The sequence below is a fragment of the Pseudoalteromonas sp. S3178 genome (genome assembly GCF_005886985.1).
Lineage (GTDB): Bacteria > Pseudomonadota > Gammaproteobacteria > Enterobacterales > Alteromonadaceae > Pseudoalteromonas > Pseudoalteromonas carrageenovora.
This window is the reverse complement of record NZ_PNCW01000010.1, coordinates 1-14008: the sequence shown is the minus strand read 5'-3', so window position 1 is coordinate 14008 and position 14008 is coordinate 1. Positions and strand designations below refer to the sequence as shown.

Sequence of the window (14008 nt, the reverse complement as noted above, 5' to 3'; positions counted from 1 at the left end):
GCAACCCAAAACAACTATTTTGAGGAAAACCTGTGAGCGAACAAAAACAGTCTCTAAGCTATAAAGACGCGGGCGTAGATATCGACGCTGGTAATGCACTTGTTGAGCGTATTAAAGGCGTAGTGAAAAAAACTCGTCGTCCTGAAGTTATGGGCGGAATTGGTGGTTTTGGCGCACTTTGCGAAATTCCTGAAGGTTACAAGCAACCTGTATTAGTTGCTGGTACTGATGGTGTTGGTACTAAACTTCGTTTAGCTATCGACTTAAAAAAGCACGACACTGTTGGTATTGATTTAGTTGCAATGTGTGTAAACGATTTAATAGTACAAGGCGCTGAACCCCTGTTTTTTCTAGATTACTATGCAACTGGTAAACTAGATATAGACACAGCAGCCGATGTAGTAACCGGTATTGGTAAAGGTTGTGAGATTTCTGGTTGTGCCCTAATTGGTGGCGAAACAGCAGAAATGCCAGGTATGTATGATGGTGAAGACTACGACATGGCAGGCTTTTGTACCGGTGTAGTAGAAAAATCTAAAATTATTGATGGCACTAAAGTAGCAGCAGGCGATCAGCTTATTGCGCTTGCATCTAGCGGTCCTCACTCAAACGGTTTTTCTTTAATTCGTAAAGTACTTGAAGTATCAAACGCTGATACAAACCAAGTAATTGACGGTAAAACATTAGGCGAGCATTTATTAGAGCCTACACGTATTTACGTTAAACCTTTACTTGAGTTATTTAAGCAAGTTGACGTGCATGCCCTTTCGCACATTACTGGCGGTGGCTTTTGGGAAAATATTCCTCGCGTGTTACCAGGTTCTGCAAAGGCAGTGGTTAAAGGCGATAGCTGGCAGTGGCCAAGTATTTTTAACTGGCTACAAGAAAACGGTAACATTGCTACACACGAAATGTACCGTACATTTAACTGTGGTGTTGGCATGGTATTAGTAGTCCCTGCAGACAAACTTGAACAAAGCTTAACTATTTTAAAAGACTTAGGCGAAAATGCATGGCACCTTGGTGAAATTCACGATGCAGCGCCAGGCGAAGAGCAAGTAGAAATTGTAGGTGGTGCTAAGTAATGGCACCCACTCGTCTGGTAGTTTTGATCTCAGGTAGTGGCTCTAATTTACAAGCCATCATTGATGCCTGCGAACGTGGCGAGATAAATGGACATATAGCGGCTGTTATTAGCAATAAAGCAGACGCTTATGGCCTAGAGCGTGCTAAACAAGCAGGTATTGCTACAAAAGTGCTGAGTCATAAAGATTTTGACTCGCGCGAAGCCTATGATGCGCAATTAATGAACGTTATCGACTCTTTTATGCCGAATCTAGTTGTATTAGCTGGGTTTATGCGTATTCTTACTCCTAGCTTAGTGCAAAAATATGTTGGAAAAATGTTGAACATTCATCCATCTTTGTTGCCTAAGTATCAGGGGCTGAATACCCACCAAAGAGCAATTGATGCAAAAGACGATGTTCATGGCGTAAGTGTTCACTTTGTTACTGAAGAATTAGACGGCGGTCCGGTTATTCTTCAGGCGCAAATACCTGTACTCAAGGATGATACAGCAGAGACATTAGCAAAGCGCGTGCACGAGCAAGAGCATATAATTTATCCTTTGGTGGTCAAATGGTTCAGTGAACAAAGACTTACTATGGAAGCAGATTATGCAGTTCTTGACGAAAAACAACTTCCTGCACACGGCGCGCACTACCCACAATAAAAAAATAAGTGCCTTGCTATTATGTGCGGGCGCTTTACTTCCTACTAGCCTTATTGCAGGCGAACTAACACAGTATCAAGCAAGCTATGATATTTTACGCAAAGGTAAAAATCATGGTGAAGCCGTACGTGAGCTTAAAAAATTAAGCGATAATAACTACGAGCTTACTTATCACAGCAATATAGAGTGGATGATTTTTTCTGACTCGCGCGAAGAAACCTCAAAGTTTACATACAAAGATGGCAAAGTTACCCCACATCATTACAACATGGTGCGTACAGGCACAGGCCCAGATAAAGATTACAAAATAGACTTTGATACGCAAAATAAAGTGGTTACAAGTAGCACTAGCGAATACCCGCTAAAATGCGAGTGGACTGACGAATTTCAGGACGCTATTTCGTACCAAGTACAAGTACGTGAAGGCCTAAAAAAAGGCGAAACTAATTTCTCGTTTCCGCTTATTGATAAAAAAGGTAACCGCCGCGACTATAACTTTGAAGTAACAGGCACTGAAATGATTTCGTTGCCTATTGGCAATGTAGAAGCCATTAAAGTTAAACGCTTATACGATAATGACAAACGCCAAGCTCTTGCATGGTTTGCTCCTGAAATGGATTACATGCTAGTACGTATGTGGAAAGGTGAAAAAGGGATGGAGCAGTTTGAAGTGCAAATGAACTCGTTTACCGTTACTCAACCTGTCGCAGCTCCTGCAGCTGTAGCAGACAAAAGCGATGCTAGCGTAGAGGCGCTATAACACCTATTTGCAATAATTAATTATGCACACTGGTAAAAGTGTATATTGAATAAAAAAACGCGATTTTACATCGCGTTTTTTTATGTTTTTAATTTAGCGCTAAATTAACTCGCCCATTTTAAATAAAGCAAACTCACCCGGCTGCATTTTTTGCCAGCGCTCATCATTAGTGAGTGGGCGTGTAGCTATTACGGTTACTACATCGTTTGGTGTGGTTTCTTCGTTAAAATCAACTACCATATCAGCATCTATCAAGGTTGCTTTACCAAATGGCGCTCGGCGCGTTATGTAATGTAAGTTATTAGTACAATACGCTAATACAAACACCCCATCAGTAAGCAGCATATTAAATACACCCTTTTCACGCAGCGTGTGCGAAAGCTTAGCGGCGTATCTAAAAACAGAGGCCATATTTGAGGGGCGTTTTGGGTATTTTTCACGAATTTTATCAAGCAACCAACAAAATGCCAGCTCGCTGTCGGTGTTGCCCACTGGGCGATAATACTCAGGTTTTAAGTCGTGATAATTAGAAAGCTGCCCATTGTGTGCATAGGTAATTTCGCGGCCCCAAAGTTCGCGTGTAAACGGATGGGTGTTCTCAAGGCACACTCGCCCACGATTACCTTGGCGAATATGGCTAATAACCGACACGCTTTTAATTGGGTACGCTTTAACGAGCTTTGCAATTTCTGATTGATAACTTGGCTCAGGATCTTTAAACGTTCTACAACCTTTACCTTCGTAAAAGGTAATACCCCAACCATCTTTATGCGGGCCGGTATTGCCACCGCGCTCTAAAAGCCCTGAAAAACTAAAACAAATATCGGTAGGTACGTTGGCTGACATGCCAAGTAATTCACACATTAATAAACTAACCCTTAAAAAATACGTATAAATAACGCTGTGCTTTACATTGCGCTACAGCAGACATATTTACTTAAAAAACCTTTTTTGGCTAGCTGATTTACTGATTTTTAGCGCTTTAATATAACTAATCGTTGAATTAAATGCAGTGGCAATGCATGCTCGTTCCTCTTTAAGGGAAGCTGTGAATTAATTATGGCTATTTCGACTATAATTTAACACTGTAATGTACTTGAAACTTAGGCTCACTAGCGCTACTCTAACTGAGGTGGTCTGACCTCTATTAAGGAATAAGCAATGACACTCATATTTACACTCGGTTTAATCGTATTGCTCAGCATCGCGATTTACCACAGAGCGAGTTGGAACACAGCACTTGGTGTTTCTGCCGCAACTTTATTAATTGGTACCTTTGCGGGTGCTTTTGGTTTAATTAGCTGGTTGATCTTTTTGATCATCGCGGTTCCTCTTTCTGTTACTGGCATTCGTCAGCAATATATAATCAAGCCTATTTTTTCTACCTTTAAAAAAGTAACGCCAAGCATGTCTGACACAGAAAAGTCAGCAATCGATGCCGGTACTACGTGGTGGGAAGCTGATTTATTTTGTGGTAACCCAGATTGGAAAAAGCTACACCAATACCCAATCCCTAAACTTACTATTGAAGAACAAGCCTTTATTGATGGCCCTGTAGAAGTAGTATGTAGCATGCTAGATGATTGGGAAGCAACACACGAGCTTACTGACCTTCCTCAAGATGTATGGCAATACCTAAAAGATAATCAATTTTTTGCCATGATCATCAAAAAGGAATACGGCGGTTTAGAGTTCTCTGCGTTTGCACAATCTTGTGTACTTCAAAAGTTAACGAGTAAATCAACACTGCTTTCGTCAATTGTTGGTGTACCAAACTCTTTAGGCCCGGGTGAATTATTACAGCACTATGGTACAAAAGAGCAAAAAGATCATTACTTACCGCGCTTAGCGAGCGGTAAAGAAATCCCTTGTTTTGCACTAACCTCGCCAGAGGCTGGCTCTGATGCAAGCTCAATTCCTGATTACGGTGTTGTGTGTAAAGGACAATGGAACGGCGAAGAAGTTGTAGGTGTAAGCCTTACGTGGAATAAACGTTACATTACACTTGCACCAGTAGCTACAGTGCTTGGTCTTGCATTTAAACTACAAGATCCAGACGGTTTATTAAGCGATGTTAAAGAGCCGGGTATTACCTGTGCACTTATTCCAACAGATACTCCTGGAGTAGAAATTGGACGTCGTCACTTTCCGCTTAACGTACCATTTCAAAATGGCCCAACTCGCGGTAAAGACATATTTGTACCACTTGATTACATTATTGGCGGCCCAGAAATGGCAGGCCAAGGCTGGCGTATGCTGGTTGAGTGTTTATCGGTTGGCCGTGCAATCACATTGCCGTCAAATTCAACCGGTGGCATTAAAACTATCGCTTTAGCTACAGGCGCTTATAGCCGTATTCGTCGTCAGTTCCGCTTACCTATTGGTAAAATGGAAGGTGTTGAAGAATCTTTGGCTAAACTTGCAGGTTACGCTTACAGCTCAGATGCAGCTGTTAGCATGTCTACCGGTGCAGTTGATTTAGGTGAAAAGCCATCGGTTGTTTCAGCTATTATTAAATACCACCTTACTGAGCAAATGCGCGACTCAACCATTCATGCAATGGATGTACTTGGCGGCAAGGGCATCATGCTTGGGCCAAATAACTATTTAGGTCGTGGCTATCAAGGCGCACCAATTGCCATTACCGTTGAAGGTGCAAACATCTTGACCCGTAATATGATTATTTATGGTCAAGGTGCAATTCGCTGTCATCCATTTGTACTAACAGAGCTTGGCGCATGTGAAATTGAAGACCGCGAAGAAGCGCTTAACGTATTTGATAAAGCGCTAATGGGCCACATTGGCTTTACTATGTCGAACCTTGTACGTACTAAGTGGCTTGCATTGACAGGTGCACGTTTCACAAGCGTACCTTATAAAGACGAAACGGCTGAGTTTTACCGAATTGCGTCTCGCTTTAGTGCATCACTTGCACTTATGTCTGACATTAGTATGGCGGTATTTGGTGGCTCTCTTAAACGTAAAGAGCGTATTTCAGCACGTTTAGGTGACTTACTAAGCTACCTTTACTTAGTGTCTGCAACGCTTAAGCGTTACAACGATGAAGGTCGTAAAAAAGAAGATTTTGCACTTGTACAATGGAGTTGTCAGGATCATCTTTACCACTGCCAACGTGCACTTGCTGATTTAATCAATAACATGCCATCTGCCCCACTACGTGGCGTACTAAAAGTATTGTTATTCCCGTTTGGTCGCCCAGTTCGTAAACCTACAGACAAACTTGAGCATAAATTAGCACAACTACTACAAGTACCTAGCGAAACGCGTAACCGTTTAGCAAGCTATGTTTACTTAACTGACGAACCTCTTAATTTAGTAGGCCGTCAAGAGCAAACACTTAAAGACGTACTGGCTGTAGAGCCGTTATTTGAGCGAGTGTGTAAAGAGAAAGGGCTTAAACTGCCATTCTTTCAACTTGATAAAGTAGCGCAAATGGGCCTTGAAGCTGGCATATTAAGTCAAGCAGAAGCTGATAAATTAGCTGCTGTAGAAAAAGCCCGTTTAGACGTAATTAACGTTGATGACTTTGACCCAGCTGATTTATTAGCAGGCAAAGCCGCACGTAAAAGCGAAGACAAAAAGGCAGATGCAGCTTAACTGATTATAAGCAGTTAATACAAAGCTAATAACAAGCCTGTTATAACCATCCAAACCAGCGCATAATGCGCTGGTTTTTTTTGCGCGATAGCTTGTTGGAGTCCGCACCAAATAATACCAGTTAATAGCAGCACGCCACTTGCTTGGTTAAATAAAGCAAAAAAAACAATAAGCGAAAGTAAGAGCACGATTAAACTAGGAACAAATTGGCCAATAAAAAATGCCGTTTGCTTATTCTGCATTTTAAAAAACACACTATATTTTTGATGTAGCTGACTACAATCAAATTGTAATGAACTACTAAACAACACCACAAAAGCAAATGACAAAACACTGAATATAACTGCTAAATTAGCGCGCTCTTGTAGTAATACCTCAAATGCCATAAATAGGGACAGTAATAAAGCACCTCGCCAAATCAAAGTCCAGCTGTTGTGTATAAAAAACATTAGCCAAAAGCCTGTAAGTGAGCTCATCTCTAACTTAGCTGCAAAATTAAAAGGTACCATTAAGGTACTTAACGCAAACAACAGCACAAACCCACACTGATAAATTAGTGGGCTTACATCAAACGGTAACATAAGCCACATTGCTGATAATAAAAATCCATAAACAAGCGATATTGGTTTGTATAAGCATAAAATGCCGAGCGTAAATTGTAATAGTAAAAACACAAAAAAATGCGGCACTCTAAGCCACTGGTTTATACTCAGGTCAATCGCGATAACAAGGCTTGCAATCAACCAGCCATTACTTAGCAGCATAAGCTTTATATCCATCAAACCAAGCCAATACCGCCTTACCAATGTCTGTTGAAACGCTCGTTGGGCGGAGTTTTTTATTGCAGACTTCATTGCGCTCAACATTACACTTTGTAGCAACAAATACAGCCAAGCCATCTGCGCACCATATTGAGGTGTATCACTACTATCAATAATTTTTCCAAGCCCTAAAAATAGTAGCAATATTAAACCTAGTACTGACGAGCCTAACACCACTAAAAATAACAACCCGAAGCGTTTCAGTTGTAAAAATAATTGCATAAGTTCAGTTTTATATGCCTGTAAACGATAATCCATAAAAGAGCGGTATTGGCCAATTGATTGTTTTAAATTTGAAATCATAAAGGCATACACTCAAAGCCATGTCTTACAAAAGGAGCTGGCTCGTGACAGGTAATAATTATTTGACCATGTGGCTGATTTACTAAATATTCATCAAGCAAAATTAATAAATACTCAATACTCGCTTGATCAAGAGCTGCACTGGGTTCATCTAACAGTAAATACGGTGCATCGCGCATAAGCGCTAAAATTAACTGACATTTCTTTTGATTGCCTGATGAAAGGGCGTCAAAACGTGTATTTAGAAATTCATTAAAACTAAATCCATCAACTATAGCTGCCGGCCAACGACAGCCAAATGTATTTGAGGATAAGTTAATTATTTGCTTTGCTGTTAAGAAGTCGGGTAAAGCAATACAGTCTGAGGCTATAGCAACTTGCTTATGTGGTTCGGTTAATGCGCTTCCAGAAAACAAAAGCTCACCACTTTGATAAGTTTCAAGCCCCGCCAGCATCATCAATAAAGTTGTTTTCCCTTGGCCATTAGATGCTTCAATGCAAATCTTTGGCGCTAAAAATTGTCTATTATAATTTTCATACAAAATAGTATGTCCAAACTGCTTATATAATCCTTTGACTTGTAACATTATTTTCTCTATTTATTAGACCATTACAGCAGCATAACAAAAAGCGCTATTCACTGTTATGTAACACTATTCTTTTGCGCACCATCAGCAATATGTTGGGTTAAGTTGTTATGTTTTGCAATCCGCACAAATGAAAAAGCCGCCTTAATAAAATTAAAGCGGCTTGTGACGAAATATTTTATCTGCTTATATTCGCTCTGCTATGTTTTAACTTTACGTCTAGGACCTAAACGCTGCCACGCTAAAACTATACCGGTGTAAACTAATAAACAGCACAAAAGAGAAGCAATACCAGCAATTGTTTGCCCAATTACACCAAAATATTCACCTGTATGTAAAAACCGTGCAGTGCCCCATGCTTGATCACCAGGCGACCAATCTGATTTTCTTAAAGTTTTTATTTGATCTCCGGTTTTGGTATCTAAGTACAACGAATAGGCTAGCTCCTGCCGGTGACCAATGCTGGTATCAATATAAAACCTTGCTTCATGCTTTTTGTTGCCTAACTCTACCCAGATAGAATACCAATCAGCAGCACCATTATTACGTGCGTGCGTTTTAGCCTGTTGCAATAATACTTCATAAGGCTGTATATCGGCCGATAAATCGGATACTGACGGATGCCTTTCTCTTACTGGTACATCTTGAGAAAATGCGCCATATAAAGCTTTATTGGCCCAATCAAAATGAAACAACGTTGCTGTTAACGATAACACCAATAAGATAGGCAAACACCAAAAGCCAAATGCAAAGTGCCATTGCCGATCTCGTTGTTGAGTATGTTTATATTTTTTTGCTAATAATAAACGGCCTTTTAGTGCCGAGCGATTAAATCGTTTCGGGATCCAAAGGTAGGCTCCAGATAGCAATAAAAAGATAAACAATAGATTGGCATAACCATTGATATTTTTTCCTACAACTTGTGCTGGTCCGTGCAACAATAAATATCGATGCAGGTCAGTAACAACATGGAAAAAGTCTGCGGCCCCCCCCTCACCCTCTCGTAGCACAACACCAGTATAAGGATGTAGTAAATAACTATGCTTACCAGCCCACGCTGGAATAGCGGCCCCTTCTCTATTTACCCAACGAATATAAATATGTGGCTCATCTGGATGCTTTTTTTGCAAAATAGCCACAACCTCATCTGTTGATAAAGTTTGTTGTTGGTTAACAGAGTCAACCGTAAAGCGCATTTCACTGAGCTCTACGATTTGTCGTTCATAAGTTAAGATAGCACCTGTCAAAGCCATGCTAAAAATAAATAAGCCCGCTAAAACACCAATAACTAAGTGGGCCCAAAAGACCCACTTTTTAAATAATTTTAAAAACATAAAATTAAAACTATGTCTTAAAACTGATATGAGACAGATAAGCGAATATCACGTCCAGCTTCATAAGGCCCAACAACGGTAGGGAAAACTTCACCATAGTCGCCAACGCTTGAATGATCGATATAAAGCGAGTCGAATAAATTCGTAATTGCCACATTCAATAATAATTCATTTGTGACATGCCACTGAGAATAAATATCAACTGTAGTGTAGCTTGGCTTATTTAATGTATAGATTGAATCAGTCCAACCTAAATCAACCGCTTGATGTAATGTCTCTATATCTAGTGAGTCCACTTTAGTTACACTTAAACCAACCTTGGCATCGGTATTAATCGAATAATCAACGCCAGCAACCCAAGTATTACCTCGGCTATTACCTAAGCCAACAAACTCGTAACCATTAATATCAATTGCATCATAGTTTACAGAATATATGCCATTACGTGGTTCAAGCTCAGTATCTGCAGCAGAAAAACCCAAGAAGAAGTCAAATGCTTGTACTCGATAAGCTAGGTCAAACTCAAATCCTTTGGTATTAAGCGTACCAATATTGTTGTATACCGAGTTCCCTTCATACCCTTCAAAAATCACATCATCTAAGGCTGAGTGATAAATACTGGCTTTAGCTGATAAATTTGCACTTGAGTACGCGATTGAGGCTTCAATATTTGTTACTGTCTCAGGAACCAAGCTTTCAGATACAACAGGTGCATCAGAGCCATCATACAAATACCCATCTAGGGTAAAACCATCACCAATTTGTTTTCCTCTTGCAGCTTCAGCATAACCTATGCCGAACGTCCACGCTTCATTTATATCGTAGGCTAAGCCCACATTAAAGCTCACTTCACTGTCATCTAAACTTGATGCACTTTCTGTGATAGGCGTACCATAATATTCATCTAATAAAATTTGTTGTTGGAATTTATAGCTGTCGTAGCGTACCCCGTAGCTCAGTAATAACTGGGGTGTAATATCGCTATAACCTTGAGCATATACACCTAAAACACTGCCTTGCTCAGCATTCTCTTTCGCACCAGAAGCTGATCCACTGCTGACCTCATCATCACGGTAATCAACACCATAGGTAAATTTATGTTCATCAATAATGCTGGTATTTCTAATATCAAAACCATAGGTATCAATATCGGCAAGCCATGCAAAACGTCCACCTTCAAAAGATGATTCAGTTTGATATGCACTCACTTCTAAATGTAATAACTGACTATAAGAGAAGATATAATTTGCAACGTAAGTATCACGCTGGGCCTCACTTGGGTATAACGCTCCGCCTTCTTGTACAGCCCAGTTTGGACGTGCCGAAAACTCACCTTCTTCATCACGTTGCTCGATACTAAGCGACAAGTAATGATTATTGGCAAGCTCACCGCTGGCTTTAATAAATAACATGTCTTGATCTGCTGCAGTCCCATAAATGGTATCTCCATTACCATCTTTCATGTTATCGCGCTCAATGGTGCTAAAGTAGCCTAAAACACCCCAAGTATCACTTAACTTGCCATAGGCACTACCACTAAGGCGAGTGCCATCGTTCGAAAAGTAACTAGCTTTAACACGTCCGCCAAACTGTTCGTCGTCTTGTAATAAATCTTGTGCATTTTTTGTTTTAAACCGAATCGAACCACCTATAGCACCTGGGCCACTGGTTGCTTCGCCAGCACCGGCTTGAACATCGATTTGTTGTAATAAATCAGGATCAATTGTCACACGGCCAATATGATGAAATAGTGTTGATGTTTGTTGAGCGCCATCCACTGTGATGTTTAATAAAGAATCTTCAACACCACGAATATAAATTTTTTGTGCAACACCAACCGAGCCGCCTACGCTTACAGAAGGTGAGTAGCGGAAGATATCGGCTAAATCGTTAGCCTGATACTGTTCAATTTCTTCGGCCGAAATGGTGAGGTTAGTGGCAGAGCCCACAACCGTAATTTGTTCAACTGATGTTTTTGTTGTTTCGTTTTGTTGTTCAGCAAAAGCAGATAAGCTAAATACACCAGCAATAGCGCTGGCTAGGGCTAACTTTTTCAAGGTAAGTGTCCTTTTTTGTAAATAAAAAGGATTATCATTACCTTTTATGGTTATGTATAGCAATTTTACATTTGTTACATTTTAAACATAAATATAATATGCCTTTATTAGTCTATTTTTTTGGCACCCATAGTGTCATGCTCAAGCCACCTGCTGTGTTATTATTTGCTACCACCTCTGCTGCAATCGCATTTAATTGACGTTGAGCTAAAGCTAACCCCAAACCAAAGCTATCGCTGTTACGCGAACGAGAAGAGTCAACACGAAAGAAGGGTCTAAAAATAGTATTTAAATAGTGCTCAGGAACCCCGGGACCTTGATCGGCAATAATAATCCGGTATCGGTCACCACTATCGTGGCAGCTGATATCAACCTGTTTATTTTTGGGGGTATAGCGCAGTGCATTTCTTAATATATTTTCAATGGCTTGGCCAAGCGCCCTATGATTGCTATTTTCAATAAGCGCTTGACTGGGTAACTGGGCTATTATTCGCTTATCGGGGTATTCAAAGCGTGCATCTTCAATTAATATTTCAAGTAAATCTACAATATCAAGCGATTCTACTCGCAGCTGAGGTGATTCATTATCGAGCCAAGATAAAGTCAAGGTATCTTCAACCAGTTTACGTATATGTAACGACTCTTTATGAATGCGCTCTAATTTCGCTTGGTTTTCGAGAGAAAATTCGTGCTGCTTGGCTAATAAGTTGTCTGTTGCAATATCTAAGCGCGTTAGTGGTGTACGTAATTCGTGGGATAGATCGGTTAACAGCACTCTTTGATGCATGATCTGCTCGCTTATCCTCTCAGCCATTAAATCAAAAGTTGCTGCCAACTGGGTTAATTCATCTTTGCGAGAGCCAAACTGTTTTCTGATCCTAACACTATAATCTCCTGAACTAAATGCGCGAGTGGCACTGTCCATTTCTCTAATGGGATGCATAATATGGCGATATAACACAATGGATAAGCACACTAAAATCAGCATAGGTAAAAAAACCTGTAATGATAAGCGTGTAGCATTCCACAGTGAACCTGGGCGCATACGCTCAGGCAACTGAACTACTAAACTTGCTTCGTTATGAGTGAAAGGTAATTGCACCACTGGGGCGTGATCAAAATACAGGTGAATTTTCCAATCAATACTACGACCAAGGTTGTAACCGGTATATTCATAACGGTGGTTTCGATTGCCAGCCAACTCAACCACATCCGCTCGGGCAATTACAGCCCAAATATTCTCTTGCTGTTGTAAGTCACTTACCCATAGCTCAAGTGCCTCAATATCATCTTGGTGTAAAATATCTTCTGCCTGCTTCTGCCATTCAAGTAATTGCGCACGACTTGGCTCTGAGAGCATACTCATATCGTTTTCAAAGTGAGTAACTGCAACATTGATTAAATAAAACATGGCCACCACGCCGGTGCCAATAATTAAACATAGTTTCCAAAATAAACGCCGGGTCATTTAATGCAATACCCCTTGCCGTGTACAGTTTGCAAACGCGCTCCATCCCAGCCCGCATTATTTAGTTTTTTACGTATTCGGCTCATATGCATATCTAAGCTACGATCATATTGACTAAAACGTTTATTTAATACCACTTGATATAAAAAAGGTTTTAGCAATATCTGCCCCTGATTTTTAATCAAAATATGTAATAAACCAAATTCAATAGGCGTAAAGGATACCACTGAACCATGTAAGCTCACCTGTTGGTGTAAACTGTTAACTTCAAGCCCATCAATATTAGCAACATAAGGTGCTTTACCGTCTTGTTTAAACACGCGTCTTAGCACAGAATCGACGCGTAAAAGCAGTTCTTGGCTATTAAATGGTTTGGCAAGATAATCATCAGCCCCTGCAGATAACCCTTTAATTCGCTCCTCTTCTGCATGCTTAGCCGAAACAATAATCACCGGAATGTTATTACAACTGCGCAAGATATTTAACATAGTTAAACCATCTTTTCCCGGCAACATAACATCTAATAAGATCAGGTTAAAACTTTTAGTTACTGCAAGGTGCAATGCATCATCACCATCAAAACACGACGTCACAGCATAACCTTGAGCGGTTAGTAACTCGCTCATTTGCTCGTTGAGCAAGTTATCATCTTCAACGACTAAAATTTCAAATTCGGGGGTTGCGTGCTGAAATGCTAGAGAACTTGGCATATCAAACCTAGTTAGTGATCGAATGCAAAGAACTTAAAGCAAATAGAAATACAAATCAATATCAAAAACACTGAATCAACTATTGTTTGTTATCTACATAAACTTAATGATCATATAAAGGAGGAACATAAAAGATAATTTAAAGACTGAAGTTTAACTGCTAAAAAGCTTACATAGAGGTTTTTAATGGAATTATTTAACTAAGGAGTTTATAAACTTGCTATTGAGGAAATAACAAGTGGCGGAGTGGACGGGACTCGAACCCGCGACCCCCGGCGTGACAGGCCGGTATTCTAACCAACTGAACTACCACTCCGCAGTGGTATGTGCATGGGGTAATGCACTTACTAATTTTGTTACGATATCAAATGGCGGAGTGGACGGGACTCGAACCCGCGACCCCCGGCGTGACAGGCCGGTATTCTAACCAACTGAACTACCACTCCGCAGAGATATCATATTACTTGTCATTACTAAATTTGTTGGCGGAGTGGACGGGACTCGAACCCGCGACCCCCGGCGTGACAGGCCGGTATTCTAACCAACTGAACTACCACTCCAGCATACAAATTTTGTAACATAACAGTGTTTAAATAGTGGCGGAGTGGACGGGACTCG

The 14008-nt window shown here is 40.4% G+C and carries 11 protein-coding genes and 3 tRNA genes; 4 read left to right on the top strand and 10 right to left on the bottom strand.

Annotated elements, in window-relative coordinates; genetic code table 11:
• The first annotated feature begins 32 nt into the window (after positions 1 to 32).
• Genes purM through CWC11_RS02150 form a run of 3 tightly spaced genes read left to right on the top strand, consistent with a single transcriptional unit; the run spans position 33 to position 2492 of the window.
• Positions 33 to 1085, top strand: a complete 1053-nt coding sequence (gene purM / locus CWC11_RS02160; protein ID WP_058548296.1) for a phosphoribosylformylglycinamidine cyclo-ligase — start codon at positions 33 to 35, stop codon at positions 1083 to 1085.
• A complete protein-coding gene (gene purN / locus CWC11_RS02155; RefSeq protein ID WP_058548297.1) occupies positions 1085 to 1732 on the top strand; it encodes a phosphoribosylglycinamide formyltransferase in 648 nt (215 codons plus the stop codon). The genes purM and purN overlap by 1 nt, the downstream gene beginning before the upstream one ends.
• Positions 1686 to 2492, top strand: a complete 807-nt coding sequence (locus CWC11_RS02150) for a DUF3108 domain-containing protein (protein ID WP_373864953.1) — start codon at positions 1686 to 1688, stop codon at positions 2490 to 2492. Before purN ends, CWC11_RS02150 begins: the two co-directional genes overlap by 47 nt.
• A 99-nt stretch (positions 2493 to 2591) precedes the next feature.
• Here the strand turns inward: CWC11_RS02150 and CWC11_RS02145 are convergent, their stop codons facing one another.
• Complete coding sequence (locus CWC11_RS02145; protein WP_138681403.1) at positions 2592 to 3356, bottom strand: class II glutamine amidotransferase; 765 nt, start codon at positions 3354 to 3356, stop codon at positions 2592 to 2594.
• A 297-nt stretch (positions 3357 to 3653) separates the two neighbouring features.
• On the opposite strand from CWC11_RS02145, the gene fadE reads away from it, so the two are divergent.
• A complete protein-coding gene (gene fadE, locus CWC11_RS02140; RefSeq protein WP_138681402.1) occupies positions 3654 to 6110 on the top strand; it encodes an acyl-CoA dehydrogenase FadE in 2457 nt (818 codons plus the stop codon).
• Positions 6111 to 6124: 14 nt separating this feature from the next.
• Here fadE and CWC11_RS02135 read toward each other — a convergent pair whose 3' ends face one another.
• From CWC11_RS02135 to CWC11_RS02095, 9 genes are all read right to left on the bottom strand, one after another.
• Positions 6125 to 7234, bottom strand: coding sequence for a DUF6136 family protein (locus CWC11_RS02135; protein ID WP_138681401.1), 1110 nt, complete (start codon positions 7232 to 7234; stop codon positions 6125 to 6127).
• On the bottom strand, positions 7231 to 7821 hold the full coding sequence (locus CWC11_RS02130) for an ABC transporter ATP-binding protein (RefSeq protein ID WP_138681400.1): 591 nt from the start codon (positions 7819 to 7821) through the stop codon (positions 7231 to 7233). The genes CWC11_RS02135 and CWC11_RS02130 overlap by 4 nt, the downstream gene beginning before the upstream one ends.
• A 200-nt stretch (positions 7822 to 8021) precedes the next feature.
• Complete coding sequence (locus tag CWC11_RS02125; RefSeq protein ID WP_138681399.1) at positions 8022 to 9155, bottom strand: PepSY-associated TM helix domain-containing protein; 1134 nt, start codon at positions 9153 to 9155, stop codon at positions 8022 to 8024.
• Between the two features lie 17 nt (positions 9156 to 9172).
• Positions 9173 to 11212: a TonB-dependent receptor domain-containing protein gene (locus CWC11_RS02120; protein ID WP_138681398.1), complete on the bottom strand. Its 2040-nt coding sequence runs from the start codon at positions 11210 to 11212 to the stop codon at positions 9173 to 9175.
• Positions 11213 to 11324: 112 nt separating this feature from the next.
• Entirely contained in the window at positions 11325 to 12680 is a 1356-nt protein-coding gene (locus CWC11_RS02115; protein ID WP_138681397.1) for a HAMP domain-containing sensor histidine kinase, read from the bottom strand.
• Complete coding sequence (locus tag CWC11_RS02110) at positions 12677 to 13390, bottom strand: response regulator transcription factor (RefSeq protein ID WP_138681396.1); 714 nt, start codon at positions 13388 to 13390, stop codon at positions 12677 to 12679. The genes CWC11_RS02115 and CWC11_RS02110 overlap by 4 nt, the downstream gene beginning before the upstream one ends.
• 239 nt (positions 13391 to 13629) lie before the next feature.
• Positions 13630 to 13706 (bottom strand) — tRNA-Asp (locus CWC11_RS02105).
• 53 nt (positions 13707 to 13759) lie between these two features.
• Positions 13760 to 13836 (bottom strand) — tRNA-Asp (locus CWC11_RS02100).
• A 37-nt stretch (positions 13837 to 13873) separates the two neighbouring features.
• A tRNA-Asp gene (locus CWC11_RS02095) sits at positions 13874 to 13950 on the bottom strand.
• Between the last annotated feature and the right edge of the window lie 58 nt (positions 13951 to 14008).